21 protein-coding genes are annotated in these 20,681 nt (G+C 55.8%); 10 read left to right on the forward strand and 11 right to left on the reverse strand.

The window, feature by feature from the left end; genetic code table 11:
• Window positions 1-3: 3 nt before the first annotated feature.
• Window positions 4-1,302, reverse strand: coding sequence for a D-amino acid dehydrogenase (locus E3U32_RS22875; protein WP_134350635.1), 1,299 nt, complete (start codon window positions 1,300-1,302; stop codon window positions 4-6).
• A gap of 321 nt (window positions 1,303-1,623) precedes the next feature.
• Between E3U32_RS22875 and E3U32_RS22880 the strand changes: the two genes are divergently transcribed.
• The gene (locus E3U32_RS22880; RefSeq protein WP_134350636.1) at window positions 1,624-3,156 is read left to right on the forward strand and encodes a SpoVR family protein; all 1,533 of its coding nucleotides are present in this window, start codon (window positions 1,624-1,626) and stop codon (window positions 3,154-3,156) included.
• 116 nt (window positions 3,157-3,272) lie between these two features.
• On the opposite strand, the gene fadR is transcribed toward E3U32_RS22880, so the two are convergent.
• Entirely contained in the window at window positions 3,273-3,992 is a 720-nt protein-coding gene (gene fadR, locus E3U32_RS22885; protein WP_134350637.1) for a fatty acid metabolism transcriptional regulator FadR, read from the reverse strand.
• Window positions 3,993-4,193: 201 nt separating this feature from the next.
• Between fadR and nhaB the strand changes: the two genes are divergently transcribed.
• Together nhaB and dsbB are read left to right on the forward strand one after the other, a co-directional pair.
• A complete protein-coding gene (gene nhaB / locus E3U32_RS22890) occupies window positions 4,194-5,732 on the forward strand; it encodes a Na(+)/H(+) antiporter NhaB (protein WP_134350638.1) in 1,539 nt (512 codons plus the stop codon).
• 143 nt (window positions 5,733-5,875) lie between these two features.
• On the forward strand, window positions 5,876-6,406 hold the full coding sequence (gene dsbB / locus E3U32_RS22895) for a disulfide bond formation protein DsbB (RefSeq protein ID WP_063439323.1): 531 nt from the start codon (window positions 5,876-5,878) through the stop codon (window positions 6,404-6,406).
• Window positions 6,407-6,521: 115 nt separating this feature from the next.
• Here dsbB and E3U32_RS22900 read toward each other — a convergent pair whose 3' ends face one another.
• The 3 genes from E3U32_RS22900 to E3U32_RS22910 all read right to left on the reverse strand — a co-directional run bounded on the left by E3U32_RS22900 (window position 6,522) and on the right by E3U32_RS22910 (window position 8,037).
• On the reverse strand, window positions 6,522-6,962 hold the full coding sequence (locus tag E3U32_RS22900) for a YcgN family cysteine cluster protein (RefSeq protein WP_024909872.1): 441 nt from the start codon (window positions 6,960-6,962) through the stop codon (window positions 6,522-6,524).
• Between the two features lie 93 nt (window positions 6,963-7,055).
• Window positions 7,056-7,715: a fumarylacetoacetate hydrolase family protein gene (locus E3U32_RS22905; protein WP_134350639.1), complete on the reverse strand. Its 660-nt coding sequence runs from the start codon at window positions 7,713-7,715 to the stop codon at window positions 7,056-7,058.
• Between the two features lie 46 nt (window positions 7,716-7,761).
• Window positions 7,762-8,037 carry a YcgL domain-containing protein gene (locus E3U32_RS22910; RefSeq protein ID WP_134350640.1) on the reverse strand — a complete coding sequence of 92 codons (276 nt, stop codon included), beginning with the start codon at window positions 8,035-8,037 and terminating at the stop codon, window positions 7,762-7,764.
• Between the two features lie 123 nt (window positions 8,038-8,160).
• Here E3U32_RS22910 and minC point away from each other — a divergent pair, with 123 nt between their 5' ends.
• Genes minC through minE form a run of 3 tightly spaced genes read left to right on the forward strand, consistent with a single transcriptional unit; the run spans window position 8,161 to window position 9,977 of the window.
• Window positions 8,161-8,868: a septum site-determining protein MinC gene (gene minC / locus E3U32_RS22915; protein WP_134350641.1), complete on the forward strand. Its 708-nt coding sequence runs from the start codon at window positions 8,161-8,163 to the stop codon at window positions 8,866-8,868.
• A gap of 23 nt (window positions 8,869-8,891) precedes the next feature.
• On the forward strand, window positions 8,892-9,704 hold the full coding sequence (gene minD, locus E3U32_RS22920; protein WP_134350642.1) for a septum site-determining protein MinD: 813 nt from the start codon (window positions 8,892-8,894) through the stop codon (window positions 9,702-9,704).
• Window positions 9,705-9,707: 3 nt separating this feature from the next.
• Window positions 9,708-9,977: a cell division topological specificity factor MinE gene (minE, locus tag E3U32_RS22925; RefSeq protein WP_008500504.1), complete on the forward strand. Its 270-nt coding sequence runs from the start codon at window positions 9,708-9,710 to the stop codon at window positions 9,975-9,977.
• Between the two features lie 73 nt (window positions 9,978-10,050).
• Here minE and rnd read toward each other — a convergent pair whose 3' ends face one another.
• The 5 genes from rnd to E3U32_RS22950 form a co-directional block, all read right to left on the reverse strand.
• Window positions 10,051-11,178: a ribonuclease D gene (gene rnd, locus E3U32_RS22930; RefSeq protein ID WP_134350643.1), complete on the reverse strand. Its 1,128-nt coding sequence runs from the start codon at window positions 11,176-11,178 to the stop codon at window positions 10,051-10,053.
• Between the two features lie 71 nt (window positions 11,179-11,249).
• The gene (gene fadD / locus E3U32_RS22935; protein WP_074164683.1) at window positions 11,250-12,935 is read right to left on the reverse strand and encodes a long-chain-fatty-acid--CoA ligase FadD; all 1,686 of its coding nucleotides are present in this window, start codon (window positions 12,933-12,935) and stop codon (window positions 11,250-11,252) included.
• Window positions 12,936-13,138: 203 nt separating this feature from the next.
• The gene (locus E3U32_RS22940; protein ID WP_134350644.1) at window positions 13,139-13,720 is read right to left on the reverse strand and encodes a Slp family lipoprotein; all 582 of its coding nucleotides are present in this window, start codon (window positions 13,718-13,720) and stop codon (window positions 13,139-13,141) included.
• Window positions 13,721-13,757: 37 nt separating this feature from the next.
• A complete protein-coding gene (gene tsaB / locus E3U32_RS22945; RefSeq protein ID WP_134350645.1) occupies window positions 13,758-14,453 on the reverse strand; it encodes a tRNA (adenosine(37)-N6)-threonylcarbamoyltransferase complex dimerization subunit type 1 TsaB in 696 nt (231 codons plus the stop codon).
• Between the two features lie 66 nt (window positions 14,454-14,519).
• Complete coding sequence (locus E3U32_RS22950) at window positions 14,520-16,430, reverse strand: ATP-dependent DNA helicase (RefSeq protein WP_134350646.1); 1,911 nt, start codon at window positions 16,428-16,430, stop codon at window positions 14,520-14,522.
• Between the two features lie 133 nt (window positions 16,431-16,563).
• On the opposite strand from E3U32_RS22950, the gene E3U32_RS22955 reads away from it, so the two are divergent.
• On the forward strand, window positions 16,564-16,908 hold the full coding sequence (locus E3U32_RS22955; RefSeq protein ID WP_134350647.1) for a RidA family protein: 345 nt from the start codon (window positions 16,564-16,566) through the stop codon (window positions 16,906-16,908).
• A 5-nt stretch (window positions 16,909-16,913) separates the two neighbouring features.
• Here E3U32_RS22955 and E3U32_RS22960 read toward each other — a convergent pair whose 3' ends face one another.
• On the reverse strand, window positions 16,914-17,099 hold the full coding sequence (locus tag E3U32_RS22960) for a YoaH family protein (RefSeq protein ID WP_047345836.1): 186 nt from the start codon (window positions 17,097-17,099) through the stop codon (window positions 16,914-16,916).
• Window positions 17,100-17,160: 61 nt separating this feature from the next.
• Here E3U32_RS22960 and pabB point away from each other — a divergent pair, with 61 nt between their 5' ends.
• The 3 genes from pabB (at window position 17,161) to sdaA (ending at window position 20,621) form a co-directional block, all read left to right on the forward strand.
• Window positions 17,161-18,486: an aminodeoxychorismate synthase component 1 gene (gene pabB, locus E3U32_RS22965; RefSeq protein ID WP_134350648.1), complete on the forward strand. Its 1,326-nt coding sequence runs from the start codon at window positions 17,161-17,163 to the stop codon at window positions 18,484-18,486.
• A gap of 6 nt (window positions 18,487-18,492) precedes the next feature.
• Complete coding sequence (locus E3U32_RS22970; RefSeq protein ID WP_047345838.1) at window positions 18,493-19,071, forward strand: CoA pyrophosphatase; 579 nt, start codon at window positions 18,493-18,495, stop codon at window positions 19,069-19,071.
• A 185-nt stretch (window positions 19,072-19,256) separates the two neighbouring features.
• On the forward strand, window positions 19,257-20,621 hold the full coding sequence (gene sdaA / locus E3U32_RS22975; protein ID WP_134350649.1) for an L-serine ammonia-lyase: 1,365 nt from the start codon (window positions 19,257-19,259) through the stop codon (window positions 20,619-20,621).
• The last annotated feature ends 60 nt before the right edge of the window (window positions 20,622-20,681 follow it).

The raw sequence follows: 20,681 nt of genomic DNA on the forward strand, positions 1-20,681 counted from the left end.
TCCTCAGTTATGCGCGCCGTGCAGGTGCTGTGGACGCGAAGGCATAAACCCCGATTGATAGCGTGCCGCACTTAAATCGTCAAACGGAATTGCCGGCGTACGCCCGGAAATCAGGTCGCTCAGCAGCTGGCCGGACCCGCAGGCCATCGTCCAGCCAAGCGTACCGTGACCGGTATTGGTCCACAGGTTTTTATACGGCGTGCGGCCCACGATCGGTGTGCCGTCTGGCGTCATAGGACGCAGACCGGTCCAGAACGTCGCCTGTTCAACAAAACCACCGCGCGGGAAGAGATCGCCCACCACCATCTCCAGCGTTTCACGCCGCGGCTGCAGCAGCTCGGTGTTGAAGCCGACAATCTCCGCCATGCCGCCTACGCGGATGCGGTTATCAAAGCGGGTAATGGCGATTTTGTAGGTTTCATCCAGAATGGTCGACACGGGCGCGCCGCTCTCCTCTTTCACCGGAATGGTCAACGAGTAGCCCTTCAGCGGGTAGACCGGAATATCGAGAATGCCTTTCAGCATCGCGGTGGAGTACGAACCAAACGCCATGACGTAGGCATCCGCTTTGATCACCTCTTCCCCACACTTCACGCCGTAAATTTTTTCCCCTTCCGACAGCAGCTTGTCGACTGAGGTATTGAAGCGGAATTTTACCCCCGCCTGCTCGCACATTTGCGCCAGACGTTGAGTAAAGAGCTGGCAGTCGCCGGTTTCGTCATTAGGCAGGCGCAGGCCACCCGTCAGCTTATGTGCCACTTCCGTCAGAGCCGGTTCAACCTGACCCAACTGGCTGGCTTCCAGCAGTTGATACGGCACGCCTGCATCTTCCAGCACGGCGATATCGCGGGTCGCATTTTCGTACTGTTGCTCAGTGCGGAACAGCTGCAGCGTCCCGCCCTGACGGCCTTCGTACTCAATTCCGGTCGAGGCGCGCAGCGCTTTCAGACAGTCGCGGCTGTATTCCGCCAGGCGCACCATGCGCCCTTTGTTCTCCATATAGTGGCGGGTGTCGCAGTTGCGCAGCATCTGCCACATCCACTTCAGCTGGAACTGCGTGCCATCAAGGCTGATGGCCAGCGGCGCGTGGCGCTGGAACATCCATTTAATCGCTTTCAGCGGAACACCCGGTGCAGCCCACGGTGCCGCATAGCCCGGAGAGATTTGCCCGGCGTTCGCCGCGCTGGTTTCCAGCGCAGGGCCTGGCTCACGATCGATAACGGTTACGTCATGTCCCGCCTGACTTAAATACCAGGCGCTGGTTACGCCAACGACACCACTTCCCAGTATGACAACACGCATAGCCACTCCATTATGTGCAAAAGAACAATCTTCTAATTACAGATTGATAACCTAGTTGAAAATATTATTCAACATACGACTTTTTTATGGTGACTTATCTCACACATCCCCCAGCATCAGGGGATAGTGTTAATTTGGGATCTCCTGCTGCGCGTTATTTTTAACCAGCATAATGTGCTGTGAGGAACCGTTTTTTTGCCGTATCAAAAACGCGAAATCGCAAAGAAAAAATTTCTGCCCCAGCACGCTTTTTAACACGTTGATCTATGCTTGAAAGGAGGCTCTCCAGACAGAGAGAGCACCCACAACGAGGGCGCGCTAATGGCTACTATTGATTCCCTGAACAAGGACAACACACGTCTGAGCGATGGACCCGACTGGACCTTCGAGCTGCTGGATGTCTACCTCGCCGAAATCGACCGGGTCGCAAAACTCTATCGTCTGGACACCTATCCCCATCAGATTGAAGTCATTACGTCTGAACAGATGATGGACGCCTACTCCAGCGTCGGAATGCCGATTAACTATCCGCACTGGTCGTTTGGCAAAAAATTTATTGAAACGGAGCGGCTGTATAAGCACGGTCAGCAGGGGCTGGCGTATGAGATTGTCATTAACTCCAACCCGTGTATCGCCTATTTAATGGAAGAGAACACCATTACCATGCAGGCGCTGGTGATGGCGCACGCCTGCTACGGGCATAACTCATTTTTCAAGAATAACTACCTGTTCCGCAGCTGGACGGATGCCAGCTCCATCGTCGATTACCTCATCTTCGCCCGTAAATACATTACCGACTGCGAAGAGCGCTACGGCGTGGACGAAGTGGAAAAACTTCTCGATTCCTGTCACGCGCTGATGAACTACGGCGTTGACCGCTACAAACGCCCGCAGAAAATCTCCCTGCAGGAGGAGAAAGCCCGGCAGAAAAGCCGCGAAGAGTATCTGCAAAGCCAGGTGAACATGCTGTGGCGTACCCTGCCTAAGCGTGAGGAAGAGAAAGCGGTCACCGAAGCGCGTCGTTATCCGTCCGAGCCGCAGGAAAACCTGCTCTATTTTATGGAGAAGAACGCCCCGCTGCTGGAGTCATGGCAGCGTGAGATCCTGCGCATCGTGCGCAAGGTAAGCCAGTATTTCTACCCGCAAAAGCAGACGCAGGTGATGAACGAAGGCTGGGCGACATTCTGGCACTACACCATTCTCAACCATCTGTACGACGAGGGGAAAGTCACCGAGCGGTTCATGATGGAATTCCTTCACAGCCATACCAACGTGGTGTTCCAGCCGCCCTATAACAGCCCGTGGTACAGCGGAATTAACCCGTATGCGCTTGGCTTTGCCATGTTCCAGGACATAAAACGCATCTGCCAGTCGCCGACGGAAGAAGATAAGTACTGGTTCCCGGATATCGCCGGCTCTGACTGGCTGGAAACGCTGCATTTTGCGATGCGTGACTTTAAGGATGAGAGCTTTATCAGCCAGTTTATGTCGCCGAAGATCATGCGTGATTTCCGCTTCTTCACCGTGCTGGACGATGACCGCAACAACTTCCTGGAGATTTCAGCGATCCACAACGAGGAGGGATACCGTGAGATTCGCTCTCGCCTCTCTTCCCAGTACAACCTGAGCAACCTTGAACCCAATATTCAGGTGTGGAACGTGGATTTGCGCGGTGACCGCTCCCTGACGCTGCGCTATATCCCCCACAACCGCGCGCCGCTGGATAAAGGACGTAAAGAGGTGCTGAAACATGTGCATCGCCTGTGGGGCTTTGACGTACAGCTGGAGCAGCAGAATGAAGACGGGAGCGTAGAGCTGCTGGAACGCTGCCCGGCGCGGTTGAATACGCTGTAGCTCTATCTTGTTTGCCCGGTGGCGCTACGCTTACCGGGCCTACGGGTCCTGTAGGTCGGGTAAGGCGTAGCCGCCACCCGACGAAAAAAAACCTCTCGTATGAGAGGTTTTTTGTTTTAGCGAGTATGAATCGCTAAATCACCCGGCAGCGTTTTCTGCATACGGTGCCAGATTTCACCGGAATCGTGACCGTAGCGGCGCACCGTTTCATAAACCTGATCGTGCAGGCCTTCAGTGCAGAGCTTGCTCAGCTTATGGTAAAAGCCCAGCGCCAGGCTACGCGCTTCCGGATTGGCAAAATAGTGGCGACCGATGCGGGTATAAAGCCCTTTCATGCCGTTGAGGATAAGACCGTACACCGGGTTGCCGGAGGCAAACGCCAGGCCGCGAAACACGTTGTAATCGAGGGTGGCAAACGCATCGGCGTGATCTTCCACCTCGTTCGCGGTAGCCAGCACCGCAAGGGCATCTTCCGGATGCTGACGGAAAGCGGTACGAATAAAGATCGTCGCGATGTTGGTGCGAACGGAGAGCAGGTTATCAATGAGCTGCGGCACGCTTTCATGATCGAGACGCGCCAGCGTTTCAAGAATGTTCAGTCCGGATGTTTCCCAGAAGTTATTCACTTTCGTTGGCTTGCCGTGCTGAATCGTCAACCACCCATCACGCGCCAGTCGCTGGAGGACTTCACGCAGCGTGGTGCGAGTGACGCCAATCAGTTCAGAGAGTTCGCGTTCAGCCGGAAGAATGGACCCCGCAGGGAAACGATTATTCCAAATGCTTTCAATGATGTACTCTTCCGCGAAACCCGCCGGGCTCTGCGCCTTAATGACCATAGTGAGATTTCCATTACACAGCTTTAGCAAATTGGACTCATCATACCAGAGGCGCGCAGTGGCAGGTAGCGCGGCAAAGCGAGAAAAGAGGGATCGCCGTTTCATTTTTGTGAAATTTACAATCCCGCCTTATCCGCCTCCAGGCCGCGATTTTTGCGTATACTGATGTTTTGTCTTACTTGACGGGGAAGGACGTCTGTCGTGGAAATTTCTTTTGGGCGCGCGCTGTGGCGCAACTTTTTAGGCCAGTCTCCGGACTGGTACAAACTTATACTTCTGGTATTCCTGGTCGTTAACCCTCTCCTCTTTAGCGTGAGCCCGTTCATTGCCGGGTGGCTGCTGGTCGCGGAGTTTATCTTTACCCTGGCCATGGCGCTGAAATGTTATCCCCTGTTGCCCGGTGGATTGCTGGCTTTTGAAGCCGTCGTCATCGGTATGACCAGCGCCGAACATGTCAAAGCCGAGCTGGCGTCTAATCTTGAAGTGCTTCTGCTGCTGATATTTATGGTGGCGGGCATCTACTTTATGAAACAGCTGCTGCTGTTTATCTTCACGCGCCTGCTGCTCAGCATTCCATCGAAAATGTTCCTCTCGCTGGCGTTTTGCCTTGCGGCCGCCTTCCTGTCGGCCTTCCTGGATGCGCTGACGGTTGTCGCGGTCGTGATAAGCGTAGCGGTTGGGTTTTACGGTATTTATCACCGTGTCGCCTCCTCTCGCCCTAGCGAGGACCTGCAGGATGACAGCCACGTCGAAGCGCATAACCGTGACGTGCTGGAACAGTTTCGCGCCTTCCTGCGCAGCCTGATGATGCATGCCGGCGTCGGAACCGCGCTGGGCGGTGTGATGACGATGGTGGGCGAGCCGCAAAACCTGATCATTGCCAAAGCGGCGGGCTGGCACTTCGGTGAGTTCTTCCTGAGGATGGCGCCGGTGAGCGTACCGGTGCTTTTCTGCGGTCTGGCGACCTGTCTGCTGGTGGAGAAGTTTCGTCTCTTTGGCTATGGGGCGCAACTTCCGGAGCCGGTACGTCAGGAACTGCATAAATTCGATTTACAGAGCCGAAGCCAGCGGACGCGCCAGGAGACGCTGCGTCTGATTGCTCAGGGGATTATCGGCGTCTGGCTTATCGCGGCGCTGGCGCTCCATCTTGCCGAAGTGGGGCTGATTGGCCTGTCGGTCATTATTCTCGCCACCACCTTTACCGGCGTGACGGACGAGCACGCCATCGGCAAAGCCTTTACCGAAGCCCTGCCGTTTACCGCCCTGCTGGCGGTGTTCTTTGCGGTCGTGGCCGTGATTATCGACCAGCATCTGTTCGCGCCGATTATTGCCTTTGTCTTACAGGCCGCGCCGGATGCTCAGCTGACGCTGTTTTACCTGTTCAACGGTCTGCTTTCGTCAATCTCAGATAACGTCTTTGTCGGGACGGTCTACATCAACGAGGCCAAAGCCGCGATGGAGCAAGGCGTCATCAGCGCCGGTCAGTTTGAGCTACTGGCCGTGGCGATCAATACCGGCACCAACCTGCCGTCGGTGGCGACACCCAATGGACAGGCCGCCTTCCTGTTCCTGCTGACCTCGGCCCTCGCGCCGCTCATACGTCTTTCGTATGGCAGGATGGTATGGATGGCGCTGCCGTATACGCTGGTGCTCACGATAGTGGGATTGCTTTGCGTCAAAATTACCCTCATTCCCTGTACGCAATGGTTGATACAAGCGGGTATACTTGCGGCGCAGTAAACAATGCATCTCGGGCAGTTCGCTGCCCGTTTGCCTTTTCGCACGATAAACATCCAATTACGTTTTATTTCGCCAGGTACAGGTGGCGCGAAAAACGAATTCGTTTACACTGCGCTTTCTAAGCATGTTCCAGGGAAATGATTATGTTGAGATTTTTAAACCAGTGCTCCCGCGGTCGCGGAGCGTGGTTGCTAATGGCCCTGACCGCCTTTGCGCTGGAAATGGTCGCGCTGTGGTTCCAGCATGTAATGGGACTCAAGCCTTGCGTGCTCTGTATTTACGAACGCTGCGCACTGTTCGGCATTATGGGTGCAGGCCTGGTCGGCGCGATTGCCCCAAAATCGCCGCTTCGCTATGTCGGCATTGCCATCTGGATCTACAGCGCCTGGAAAGGGATTGAACTCTCCTGGCAGCACACCATGATGCAGCTGCATCCGTCACCGTTTATGACCTGTGATTTTGCCGCCCGCTTCCCGAGCTGGCTGCCGCTGGACAAATGGCTGCCGCAGGTGTTTGTCGCCTCCGGTGACTGCTCCGTTCGTCAGTGGGAATTCCTGACGCTGGAGATGCCGCAGTGGCTGGTGGGTATTTTTGCCGCCTACTTCGTCGTGGCGCTGCTGGTGCTGATCGCTCAGCCGTTCAAACCGAAGAAACGCGATTTGTTCGGGCGCTAACTTGCCCGGCGGCGCTTCGCTTGCGCGGGCCTACGGTTTTGTAGGTCGGGTAAGCGCAGCGCCACCCGACACAACAGCGCACAATAAAAAACCCGCCTCGGCGGGTTTTTTAATCTCAACGGGTCGGGTGGTTCATGATGTGGTCTTCCCAGTCACGCACCTCGGACTCTTTCACCGCAATGTGGCGCACGGAGATACGCTCGCCGTGCATCGCCGCTTTTGAACCGGTCAGCAGCGGGTGCCAGTCAGGTAGACCTTTCCCTTCCGCCAGCAGGCGATACGCGCAGGTATGCGGCAGCCATTCAAACGTCGGCAGATTATCCCGGGTGAGCTTGATGCAGTCCGGCTCAAATTCAAACCGACGCTCATAGTTGCGGCACTGGCAGGTTTTGATGTTTAACTGCTTGCAGGCAACGTTGGTGAAGTAGATCTCGTCCGTATCTTCATCCATCAGCTTGTGCAGGCAGCACTGCCCGCAGCCGTCGCACAATGATTCCCATTCCGCGTCAGTCATGTCGTCGAGAGTCTTGCTTTGCCAGAAAGGGATGTCGTTCATCAGGATGTCCACACGTCAAAAGAAAGCGCACCTTATAACGAGTCTGGCACGTTGTTGCAAGTTTTGCCGCCCTCTTCAGGCGGCAAGATGGGGTTATAGCACGCGGGTTTTCAGCGACAGGCCGTTAAAACCGACCTCCAGTTCATCGCCGCTGAGTAGCGGGCCAACGCCTTCAGGTGTTCCGGTCAGGATCACATCACCCGGTTTCAGGGTAAAGAAGCGGCTCATATAGGCAATCAGCGGGACAATCTTATGGATCATGTCTGCCGTGGTGCCCTGCTGGCGGATCTCGCCATTAACCTTCAGGCTGAGCGGCGTGTCCTGCGGATCGCCAGCAAATTCGCTCACCGGCACAAACGCCGATATCGGACAGGAATTATCAAACCCTTTGGCTTTTTCCCACGGCTGCCCTGCTTTCTTCATTTTGCCCTGAACATCACGTAGGGTTAGATCCAACGCCACGCCGTATCCGGCAATCGCTTTCTGAACATGCTCTTCAGAGGCCTGCCGCAGCGTCGCACCGATCAGCACGGCGAGTTCAACCTCGTGATGCACCGAACCCAGCCCCTGCGGCAGCGCCAGCGGCTGGCGGATATCGCAAAGCGCCGTTTCTGGCTTAATGAACAGGACTGGCTCTTCTGGCGTCGCACTGCCCATCTCCTGAATATGTTTTGCATAGTTGCTGCCCACGCAAACCACTTTGCTGACGGGATAATCCAGTAATGCACCTTGCCAGTTATGATGTTGATACATGGTCGACCCCTAAACGGTTGATGTGTTATGCCCAAAACAGTTGAGACTATTTTTTACCGTTCGCCTCAAGATGCTGTTTTAATAAATTCTCAGGCGGCGGTGGAAGTTGTAAATAATAGCCTTGCTCGGCTAATGCCTTTTTCACTTTATCCAGATCGGCATTGACCAGTTTCTTACGACCATCGAGCGGCAGCAGCATCGCCAGCTGTGGTCGGCCAAAGCTCTTCATTAATTCTTCAGGCACGCGTGAAAAATCGTCTTTCTTTTCGACATAAAGATAGGTCTGGTCACGGCTTGTACTTCTGTAGATCACACAAAACATGTTTTTACTCTGAATTAATGGGTGGTTGCTTGCCTCAATATACTCCTGACTATAACATGCCTGATACTCTTCGGAATATCGCAGCGAATGGTTGCGGTTAATAGCAAATTGAGTAAGGCCAGGATGTCAAACACGCCCATCGAGCTTAAAGGCAGTAGCTTCACCTTATCAGTGGTACATTTGCATGATGCAAAACCCGAGGTTATTCGTCAGGCGTTAGAAGACAAAATCGCCCAGGCTCCCGCCTTTCTGAAGCATGCCCCTGTTGTTATCAACGTCAGCGGTCTTGAGGCTCCGGTTAACTGGAAACTTCTTCAGAAAGCCGTCTCCTCGACCGGACTGCGTATTGTCGGCATCAGCGGCTGCAAAGATACTGAGCTGAAAGCGGAAATTGACCGTGCGGGGCTGCCCCTTCTAAGCGAGGGTAAAGAAAAAGCCCCACGTTCGGCACCTGTTGCCGTGCAAACGCCTCCTCCTGCGGTGCAAAACGTTACTACCGTCACAAAAACGCGAATGATTGATGTACCGGTTCGTTCCGGTCAGCGCATTTATGCACCAAACTGTGATCTGATTGTTACAAGCCACGTCAGTGCTGGCGCTGAGCTGATTGCAGATGGCAATATTCACGTATACGGTATGATGCGTGGACGTGCGCTCGCAGGCGCAAGTGGCGATCGAGATGCGCAAATATTTTGTACTCACCTGACGGCGGAACTGGTGTCCATCGCAGGTGAATATTGGCTGAGCGACAAGATCCCAGCCGAATTTTATGGCAAAGCAGCTCGCCTGCTTCTGGCAGACGACGCGTTGACCGTTCAACCGTTGAATTGATCCCTTTTTAACAAGGAATTTCTATGGCACGCATTATTGTTGTTACTTCGGGTAAAGGAGGCGTTGGCAAGACCACCTCCAGCGCGGCCATCGCTACTGGTTTGGCCCAGAAGGGAAAGAAAACCATCGTTATCGATTTCGATATCGGTCTGCGTAACCTCGACCTCATCATGGGATGTGAGCGTCGTGTCGTGTATGACTTCGTGAACGTCATTCAGGGCGATGCCACGCTGAACCAGGCGATGATTAAAGACAAGCGCACCGAGAACCTCTACATTCTCCCGGCTTCTCAGACGCGTGACAAAGACGCCCTGACCCGTGAAGGGGTGGAAAAGGTGCTCGAGGAGCTGAAAAAAATGGAGTTCGACTTCATTGTCTGCGACTCCCCTGCCGGCATCGAAACCGGTGCCCTGATGGCGCTCTACTTCGCTGATGAAGCGATCATCACTACCAACCCTGAAGTTTCATCCGTGCGTGACTCAGACCGCATTCTGGGTATCCTCGCCTCTAAATCCCGTCGTGCGGAAAATGGCGAAGACCCGATTAAAGAACACCTGTTGCTCACCCGCTACAATCCGGGCCGCGTGAACAAGGGTGACATGCTGAGCATGGAAGACGTGCTGGAGATCCTGCGCATCAAACTGGTGGGCGTCATCCCGGAAGATCAGTCCGTGTTACGCGCCTCTAACCAGGGCGAGCCAGTGATCCTTGATATAGAGGCAGATGCAGGTAAAGCGTATGCTGATACTGTTGACCGTCTGCTGGGAGAAGAACGTCCTTTCCGCTTCATTGAAGAAGAGAAGAAAGGTTTCCTCAAACGCCTGTTCGGAGGATAAGTTATGGCATTACTGGACTTTTTTCTCTCGCGGAAAAAGAACACCGCCAACATCGCAAAAGAACGTCTGCAAATTATCGTTGCGGAGCGTCGTCGTAGCGACGCCGAGCCTCACTACCTGCCGCAGCTGCGCAAGGACATCCTGGAAGTGATCTGTAAGTATGTGCAGATTGACCCGGAGATGGTCACCGTACAGCTGGAACAAAAAGACGGGGATATTTCGATTCTGGAGCTGAACGTTACGCTCCCGGAAGCGGAAGAGTCGCGTCCGTAGGGTTGTGATTTCGTAGCCCCGGTGAGCGCAGCGCCGCCGGGGAAATATGCCGGGTATAAGCCCGGCATATTTTTTAGCGCGGATAACCTTCCAGTAGCGTATTCAGGCGATCGGCCATCAATTCCCCTCGCCATCCTGCCATCATCTCCGGTACGCCATTCTGCAGCTTCAGCTTCCAGTGCCAGTTCAACAGCTGATTAATCTGTCGACGTGATGCGAGCAGCTCAGCGCTCAGTTTGCTTTCCGTTGCAACTTCCTGCACCAGCGCTTTGATATCCTTAAACGCTTTGCGATAGCCCGGCATATCCATCAGGTTCAGCAGCGGTTCCGGCAGCGCATCTTCCGGCAGTTCCTGCGCTTTTGCGACCAGCGCCAGCAGGGTTTTGCCGTGGAAGCGAATCTCACTGCCCGAAAGCCCAATGCTGTCCAGCTCGCCCAGGCTGCCCGGCATATAGCGCGCGACTGCCCAAAGATGCTCTTCGCGGACTACAAAGTTAACGGCCAGATCGCGCTCGCGTGCTTTACGCAGACGCCAGTCCGCTAACAGCTGCAGGCACGCCAGCTGACGCGTACGCAACTGCCAGGCATTACTGATATCGCGCCAGGCCTCTTTCGGGTCAACCACTTCCTGGCGACGCTGCTGGGTCATACGACACTCGTCCAGCGCCGCAGAGAGCCGTCCAGAGGCTTCAGCTTCTTTCATCAGCTGTCCGGCAATTGGCAGCAGGTAAAACACATCTGCCGCCGCATATTCCAGCTGACGCTCGGTAAGCGGACGCGCCAGCCAGTCGGTACGGGATTCACTTTTATCCAGCGTCAGGCCCGTATACTCCTCAACCATGGCAGCAAAGCCCCATGAGAGTGGACGATTGCTGAATGCCGCGAGGATCTGCGTATCAATCAGCGGCTGGGGCATGATGCCAAAAGTGTTCAGAAAGACTTCCAGATCTTCACTGCCTGCGTGCAGATATTTCGTCACGGCGGTATCAAGCAGCAGATCGCGCATCGGCGCCCAGTCGGTAATACCGAGAGGGTCAATCAGCGACACGTGTTTACCGTCATACATCTGAATCAAACCCAGCTGCGGATAGTACGTCCGGGTACGGACAAATTCGGTATCCAGGGCAATGGCAGGAAAGTCGCGCGTCACTTCGCACAGCGAAGCCAGCTCGTCATTGGTCGTGATCATCTGGTAATTCAAAACGGGTTCTCTTTTGTTTGCGCCCATAAAAAACGCCGGCTTAACCGGCGTCTGGGCGATTAGCGTGAAGCTCAGGCCTTATTGTCTACTTTGCCACGGGCTTCGTCACGTAATTCTCGTCGTAATATCTTTCCGACGTTGGATTTCGGCAGCTCATCGCGGAATTCAACCAGTTTCGGCACCTTGTAGCCCGTCAGCTGACGACGACAGAACGTTATCAACTCCTCCTCTGTCAGAGAAGCGTCTTTCTTGACCACAAATATCTTGACCGCTTCACCGCTGCTGCCGGAAGGAACGCCTACGGCCGCCACTTCGAGCACGCCGCTGTGCTGCATAACCACGTCTTCGATCTCATTCGGATAGACGTTGAAGCCGGAGACCAGGATCATGTCTTTCTTACGATCGACGATACGCAGGAAGCCCTCGTCATCCATTACCGCGATATCACCGGTGTGCAGCCAGCCGTCTTTGATGATTTCGTCGGTCGCATCGGGACGCTGCCAGTAGCCCAGCATCACCTGAGGGCCTTTGACGCACAGCTCGCCCGGCTCGCCCGGCGCGACTTCGTTATCGTTATCGTCGACCAGTTTGGCTTCTGTGGAAGGGACCGGCAGACCAATGCTTCCACTGTGATAGTCGATATCATGCGGGTTAACGCTGACCAGCGGAGCACATTCCGTCAGGCCATAACCCTCCAGCAAATACTGGCCGGTGAGTTTTACCCAGCGCTCGGCCACCGCCTGCTGAACCGGCATGCCGCCGCCCGCAGAGAGATGTAGCGTGGAGAAATCCAGCTGCTGGAACTCTTTGTTATTAAGCAGCGCGTTAAACAGGGTATTCACCCCGGTCATGGCGGTGAACGGATATTTCGCCAGCTCTTTCACCAGCCCCGGAATATCGCGCGGGTTCGTAATCAGGACGTTCTGACCGCCCAGTTCAATAAACAGCAGGCAGTTCATGGTCAGCGCGAAAATGTGATACAGCGGCAGCGCGGTGATCACCAGCTCTTTACCCGGGTGCAGCAGCGGCCCGTAAGTGGCGTTAACCTGTTCCAGGTTCGCCAGCATGTTGCGGTGGGTCAGCATCGCGCCTTTTGCCACGCCGGTTGTGCCACCGGTGTATTGCAGGAAGGCCAGGTCTTCGCAAACCACTTCCGGCTTGACGTACTGCATACGATAGCCCGCATGCAGCGCACGGCGGAAGGAGATAGCATCCGGCAGGTGGTATTTGGGCACCAGACGCTTGACGTATTTGACGACAAAGTTAACCAGCGTGCCTTTGGCGGTGGAGAGTTGATCCCCCATGCGCGTCAGGATGACGTGTTTAACCTGGGTTTTGTCGACCACTTTTTCCAGCGTATGGGCGAAGTTGGACACAATGACAATCGCGGCCGCGCCGCTGTCGTTCAGCTGGTGCTCAAGCTCGCGCGGGGTATACAGCGGGTTGACGTTGACGACAATCATCCCGGCACGCAGGATACCGAACAGCGCCACCGGGTATTGCAGCAGGTTCGGCATCATCAGCGCGACGCGGTCCCCTTTTTGCAGCCCCAGCCCTTCCTGCAGATACGCCGCAAACGCCCGGCTACGCTCCTCAAGCTTACGGAACGTCATCACCTCGCCCATATTCACAAATGCGGGCTGGTCCGCGTAGCGCCTTACCGAGTGCTCAAATAATTCCACCAGGGATTGATAACGGTCAGGATTGATCTCAGCAGGAACATCTGCGGGATAACGGTTAAGCCAAACCTTCTTCAATGCATCACCTCTGAAATGAGTGTTCGTCGTCATCACAACCCCGATAATAAACAGTTTGTTAACATTATATTAACTCAGCGTACCAGTTTATTAATTGTTCAGATTTAAGGTTGCGAAGCGCGTCACTCTTTTTTTTCGTTTTATCCGTAAAAAAACAGAGACAGCGGCTGAGCCGCTGTCTCTTTTCTAACAATAACAGTAAGTTACTCAGTAACGATCGTCTGTACCTGTGCAGGTCCCGGGTTATACCAGCCCCAGCCCGGGTAGCCGTAACGATAAGGATGTGGACCCCACATCCACGGATCGATCGGCTGAGGCGGCATGATCACCTGCTGCGCCAGCCGCCAGCGTTTATACCCGTTGACCTGCATGGTCATAAATTTATACGGCGTGTTGCCGATTTTGCCCTGCACGGCACCGGTTATCGGCCCGACAACGGTTACCAGCTGTCCGCGAAAATCGACCGGGTCGAGGAAACCACTGACGTCCGCATAGATACGTCCGCGGGAGGCCTCGCCCAGTACGGGCCGCGCGCCGCTGTCCAGCGGAACGGTCGCGATCTCCAGACGGGTTTTCCCCTGCTGGTTCTGCACGTCGATCACCTTGCCGCCGAAGCGCGCTTCCTGGCCGACGTACAGCTCAGGCGCATTCATCACCCGAACCAGATCCTGCTGGGGCGTCGGGCTGCTGCCCTTGATCGCATCAGGAACGGAAACGCATCCGCTCAATGCTATGGCCACCGCGCCTGCCATAATAAGGCGTACTGCTTTAGTCTGAACCGCCATGATGCGACTCCTTTTTCTCAGTTCCTGTTACTGAGATTCACTCGCGGCCCGGAAGTTTCTTCCACGCAACGGTGTTTCGTAAATAAACCGGCTCCGCGTGTTCAACGGCAACGGTTTTCCCTGCTGCAAGCAGCTGGCAGGCAATGGGAAGCATATCCTCAGCGGCAGGCAGAAGCATGTTGCCGTCCACCAGCATTAACCCGGTGTCGTTCGCCATATCTGGCCACGCCGGCCAGCCGGTGCCGACGGTCGCCCACTCACCGGACAGCTGTTTCAGCCGCTCAGTAACCGCTTCCGGCTTAAGTACGGCTTCCGTCTCTTCACCGTGCCACACGCCCTGCGCGTCGCGGGTGTATTCCGCCCAGTAGACTTCGCCCATACGGGCATCAATCGCGGCCAGGACGCGCGTTGCCCCGGTCATGCGCCATGCGCCCTGCGCCATAGTGGCGAGCGTAGAGACGCCAATCATCGGCAGTTCGGCGCCCAGCGCCAGCCCCTGGGCAATGCCAATCCCGATGCGTACGCCCGTAAAGCTGCCGGGGCCGCGGCCAAAGGCCAGAGCGTCGAGGTCGGTTAAGGAGGTATTGCCCTGGGTTAAGATCTCTTTTACCAGGGGCAGGATACGCTGGGTGTGTTCCCGGGGGCACTCTTCGAAATGAGCAGAAACAGCGTCGTTGTTCAACAGGGCAACAGAGCAAGCCTCTGTTGCGGTATCAATAGCCAGAATTCGCATGGGTCGTCGCGCTCTCGCAAGGGTCAGTCACAAAATGGCGCGCATCTTAGCACACTCCGGGGTAAATTACTCCGCCGTTGGGTTTGCCAGGAAACGCACCGCGCGTTTTATGTCCCGCGTCCGCGGCGCGGGCGGCAGGCTTGCCAGGAAGGTTGCGCCGTAAGGGCGCATGACCAGTCGGTTATCGCAAATGACCAGCACACCGCGATCGGTAACGTCGCGGATTAGGCGCCCTACCCCTTGCTTGAGAGTAATCACCGCATCCGGCAGCTGTACCTCGTCGAACGGATCGCCGCCGCGCAGGCGACAGTCTTCCATCCGCGCCTTCAGCAGCGGGTCGTCCGGGGAGGTAAACGGCAGCTTATCGATGATCACAAGCGAAAGGGTGTCTCCCCGCACGTCGACCCCTTCCCAGAAGCTGCTGGTTGCCACCAGCAGGGCATTACCGGCAGTGACGAACTGCTGCAGCAGTTGCCCTTTGCTGGTTTCGCCCTGCAGCAGCACCGGCAAGGTCATAGTGGCGCGGAACTGCTCCGCAAGGTCGCGCATCATGGCGTGAGAGGTGCAGAGCATAAAGCAGCGGCCGTTGTTGGCCTCGATCATCGGTTTTAGCATCGCCGCCAGGTGGCGTGCCGCACCCGGCTGGTTAGGCAGCGGAAGATTTCGCGGGACACAGAGCAGCGCCTGTTTTTCGTAATCGAACGGGCTTGGCAGCAGCAGCGACTCCGCCTGCTCAATGCCCAGACGTTCGGTAAAGTGGTGGAGATTGTCATTCACCGACAGGGTTGCCGACGTGAAGATCCAGCTTCCCGGCTTTTGCGCCATCACTTCTTTAAATTTATCCGCCACCGTCAGCGGCGTGAGCGCCAGCGTGAAATGACGAGAGGTGCACTCATACCAGTAGCTGAACCCAGGCTGGTTAATCTCTTTTAGCCGCTTGAGCCGGCCACGATAGAGCGTGGCACGCTCGAAGGCGGCATCCAGCAGCGCGGAACGGCCGAGCGACAGTTTCGCCACGTCGTAGCAAAGTTCCAGCGCATCATCGAGCAGCAGCAGCGCGCGCTGGATATTTTTATCCGCCAGTAGCTCGCGCAGGTTACCGCGATAGCCCGGCTCGCCGAGCTGTAATCGGAAATCCTGCGCGCTTTGCGCCAGGCGGTCAGCACACTTCTGCAGCTGCTGGGTATCTTTTAATTCGGTGCGGTAAGCAATGGTGAAATCTTTTGCCAGATCCAGCAGCTGGCGGCTGGAAAGCGACTGGCCGAAATACTGGCTGGCGATGTCCGGTAACTGGTGGGCTTCATCGAAAATCATGACGTCCGCTTCAGGGATCAGCTCACCAAACCCGCTGTCCTTGACCACCATATCCGCGAGGAACAGATGGTGGTTTACCACGACCACATCGGCGTCCATCGCCGTTTTGCGCGCTTTCACCACAAAGCAGTCTTTATACAGCGGACAGTCGCTGCCAAGGCAGTTGTCGTTGGTGCTGGTCACCAGCGGCCAGGCAGGTGAGTCTTCCGGCACGCTCGCGCAGGTGCTGATATCACCCTCTTCCGTCTGGTTCGCCCAGGCGCGAAGGATAATGACGTCGCTCAGGGTTTGTACCGGCAGATCGCCGCCTGCCAGCGCCTGTTGCTCAAGACGTTCCAGGCAGAGATAGTTGGAGCGTCCTTTCAGCAAGGCCAGACGGCCTTTGTATTTCAGCGCTTTTGCCACCGTGGGCAAATCGCGGCTGTAGAGCTGATCCTGCAGCGCTTTCGACCCGGTGGAAATAATAACCTTCTTTTTCGCGCGCAGCGCCGGAGCGAGATACGCGTAGGTTTTCCCCGTGCCGGTTCCGGCCTCCACCACCAGCGGCTGTGCCTTATCAATGGCACGCGCAACGGCGTGGGCCATCTGCCGCTGAGGTTCACGCGGTTTGAAGCCGGGAATAGCTTGTGCTAATTGACCTTCAGGGGAAAAATCGTCTGCCACGGTGCTCTCTCACTGTATTTTTGCACAGGGATTATGTCAGCCCATCCTCTCCAGTGCCACCCCAAATAGTGACGACGACGGAACAATATGGCAGTCTTGCCGCCTGATGACGAAAAATAACGAGGAAACGTTTATGACGATTGTGCGCATTGATGCCGAAGCCCGCTGGTCTGATGTGGTGATCCACAACCAGACGCTCTACTACACCGGCGTACCGGCTAACCTGGACGCGGATGCCTTCGAACAAACGGCTAACACCCTGGCGCAAATTGATGCAGTACTTGTTAAGCAAGGTAGCGACAAATCCCGCATTCTGGATGCGACGATTTTCCTGGCAAACAAAGACGATTTCGCGGCAATGAACAAAGCCTGGGATGCATGGGTCGTGGCGGGTCACGCGCCTGTACGTTGCACCGTACAGGCGACGCTGATGAAACCGGAGTATAAGGTTGAGATCAAGATTATCGCGGCGGTTTAAGCCCGTTATTCTTCTTCATCTTCATCTTCGAATCGCGCCACAATCCGCTCGCCGGTATGACTGGCGCGAATTTCCTGAGCGACAACGGTAATCGCCTCTCCGCTGCTCATACCCTGGGTCATCAGTTCCTGAATGCGTTCAACCGCTTTCTGCTGTTGGTCATGACTGAGAGAAGGTAAACCTGCAAACATCGTCAACTCCTGCTAAATTATTCGCGCTAATTATTTCACGCTGCCCGGTAGTATGCCACACATGAACATGCGCTTCCCCACTGTTATTACCTTGCCCTGGCGTACAGACGCTGCGGAATTCTGGTTTGCCCGTCTGAGCCACCTTCCTTTTGCGATGCTTCTGCATTCCGGCTACGCGGACCACCCCTACAGCCGCTTTGATATCCTGGTAGCCGATCCGCTGAAGACGCTGACGACCAATGACCTGTCGCTAACGGACGATCCGCTGATGCAGCTTCAGCAAGAAATTAACGCGCTGGGCTTATCTGCCACGCCGAACCCGGACCTCCCCTTTCAGGGGGGCGCGCTGGGCCTGTTTGGCTACGATTTAGGTCGTCGTTTCGAAACGCTGCCTGAGCATGCGCAGGCGGATATTTCCCTGCCAGACATGGCCGTGGGGTTGTATGACTGGGCGTTAATTGTTGATCACCACAAAAAAACGGTTTCACTGCTGAGTCATCATGACGTGCAGGCGCGTCTGGCCTGGCTTGAGGCGCAGCAGCCTGCACCGGCAGAAACGTTCACGCTGACCTCAAAATGGCGCTCGAATATGAGCGCTGCGGAGTATGCAGAAAAATTCTCGCGCGTACAGGCGTATCTGCAAAGCGGTGACTGTTATCAGGTCAATCTTGCCCAGCGTTTTCAGGCAACATATGAGGGAGATGAATGGCAGGCGTTCACCCGTCTGAATGCCTGCAATAAGGCGCCGTTCAGCGCATTCGTACGTCTGGAACAGGGCGCGATCCTCAGCCTGTCGCCTGAGCGTTTTATCCATCTGGCGGAAGGCACTATTCAGACCCGCCCGATCAAAGGCACCCTGCCGCGTCTTGCAGATCCCGATGCCGATCGCCAGCAGGCGGAAACACTGGCCGCTTCGCCGAAAGACCGCGCCGAAAACCTGATGATTGTCGATCTGATGCGCAACGATATCGGCCGCGTGGCCGTTCCGGGCAGCGTGCGCGTGCCGGAACTGTTTGTCGTTGAGCCTTTCCCGGCCGTGCATCATCTGGTCAGCACGATTACCGCTCGGCTGCCGCCCTCGCGCACGGCCTGCGACCTGCTGCGTGCCGCGTTCCCGGGAGGCTCCATCACCGGTGCGCCAAAGGTACGGGCGATGGAGATCATTGATGAGCTGGAGCCGCAGCGCCGCAACGCCTGGTGCGGCAGTATTGGCTACATCAGCCTGTGCGGCACGCTGGATACCAGCATTACCATACGCACGCTGACCGCCTGCGGCGGAAATTTATACTGCTCGGCTGGGGGCGGTATTGTTGCCGATAGCCAGGTCGATGCGGAATATCAGGAAACCTTTGATAAAGTTAACCGTATCCTGAAACAACTGGAGTAATCACGGGTGGAAAAAGAGAACCTGACGCTGGATGACTTTTTATCTCGCTTTCAGCTATTACGACCGCAGGTCAACCGCGAAGCGCTGAATCAGCGCCAGGCGGCCGTGCTGATCCCGGTCGTGCGCCGCGCGCAGCCGGGCCTGTTGCTCACCCAGCGTTCTCCCCATTTACGCAAGCACGCCGGTCAGGTCGCCTTTCCGGGTGGCGCTGTCGATAGCACCGATGCCTCGCTGATTGCCGCCGCGCTGCGCGAGGCGCAGGAAGAGGTCGCCATTCCGCCGGAAGCGGTTGAGGTCATCGGCGTGCTGCCGCCGGTCAACAGCGTCACCGGCTTTCAGGTTACGCCGGTGGTCGGTATTATCCCGCCGGACCTGCAGTATCACGCCAGCGTCGATGAAGTTTCAGCGGTGTTTGAAATGCCGCTGGAAGAGGCCCTTCGACTGAGTCGTTATCACCCGCTGGATATCCAACGCCGGGGGCATGACCATCGGGTGTGGTTATCCTGGTATCAGCATTATTTTGTCTGGGGCATGACGGCGGGCATTATTCGTGAGCTGGCGTTGCAAATCGGCCTGAAGCCTTGACTATACTTTACGTTCCACCCTCTTCTGCCAGGTTTGCGATCCGCGTCGCGCTATTAGCAAAACCCATCGCCAACCATTAGTTTAATTCATGTGAATAGTTAAGCCGAGGTCGGTGTTCCCTCTTACACTATGCGCAGTTATAACATCGTTACTGGAACCCCGGTAACCCTGTCAGGAGTGTGAAAGTGATTAGTATATTCGACATGTTCAAAGTGGGAATTGGCCCTTCGTCTTCCCATACTGTTGGCCCGATGAAGGCCGGTAAACAGTTCGTCGATGATCTGGTCGAAAAAGGATTACTGGAAAGCGTTACCCGTGTCGCCGTGGATGTTTACGGCTCGCTGTCATTGACGGGTAAAGGCCACCACACCGATATCGCCATTATTATGGGTCTGGCAGGCAATATGCCGGATACCGTAGATATTGATGCCATTCCGGCATTCATCCGCGACGTGGAAACACGCGGCCGCCTGCTGCTGGCAAACGGTCAGCAGGAAGTCGATTTCCCGCAGGATGACGGCATGCGTTTTCGCAGCGACAACCTGCCGCTACATGAGAACGGCATGACCATTCACGCTTTTAGCGGTGAAAAAGAGATTTACAGCAAAACGTACTACTCCATCGGCGGTGGTTTCATCGTGGATGAAGAACATTTTGGCAAAGATAGCGTTGGCGACGTCAGCGTTCCGTATCCGTTCAAATCGGCTACCGAAATGCTGGGTTACTGCAAAGAGACCGGTCTTTCACTCTCCGGCATGGTGATGCAGAACGAACTGGCGCTGCACAGCAAAAAAGAGATTGAAGACTATTTTGCGAACGTATGGCAAACCATGCGCGCCTGCATCGATCGCGGGATGAACACCGAAGGTGTCCTGCCGGGTCCACTACGCGTGCCGCGTCGTGCCTCTGCCCTGCGCCGTATGCTGGTGACCACAGACAAATTCTCCAACGACCCAATGAACGTGGTCGACTGGGTGAATATGTTCGCCCTGGCGGTTAACGAAGAGAACGCCGCCGGCGGCCGCGTCGTGACCGCGCCAACCAACGGCGCGTGCGGTATTGTTCCCGCGGTGCTGGCGTATTACGACCACTTTATTGAGCCCGTGACGCCGGATATCTACATCCGTTATTTCCTGGCGGCGGGTGCCATCGGTGCGCTGTATAAAATGAACGCCTCCATTTCTGGCGCTGAAGTCGGCTGCCAGGGTGAAGTGGGTGTGGCCTGTTCTATGGCGGCAGCCGGTCTTTCAGAGCTGCTGGGCGCAAGTCCTGAGCAAGTCTGTGTGGCGGCCGAAATCGGTATGGAGCATAACCTCGGTCTGACCTGTGACCCGGTCGCAGGCCAGGTGCAGGTGCCGTGTATCGAGCGTAACGCGATTGCGTCGGTGAAGGCCATCAACGCCTCACGTATGGCGATGCGCCGTACCAGCGAACCTCGCGTATCGCTGGATAAGGTGATTGAAACCATGTATGAAACGGGCAAAGACATGAACGCGAAATACCGTGAAACGTCCCGTGGTGGCCTGGCCATTAAGGTGCAGTGCGACTAATACTGCCTTTCGCCCATCTGCAACGGATGGGCGAATTTCCCTCTTCTTCCTCGTCTCCTT

This window comes from Lelliottia nimipressuralis (assembly GCF_004402045.1).
Classification (GTDB): domain Bacteria; phylum Pseudomonadota; class Gammaproteobacteria; order Enterobacterales; family Enterobacteriaceae; genus Enterobacter; species Enterobacter chinensis.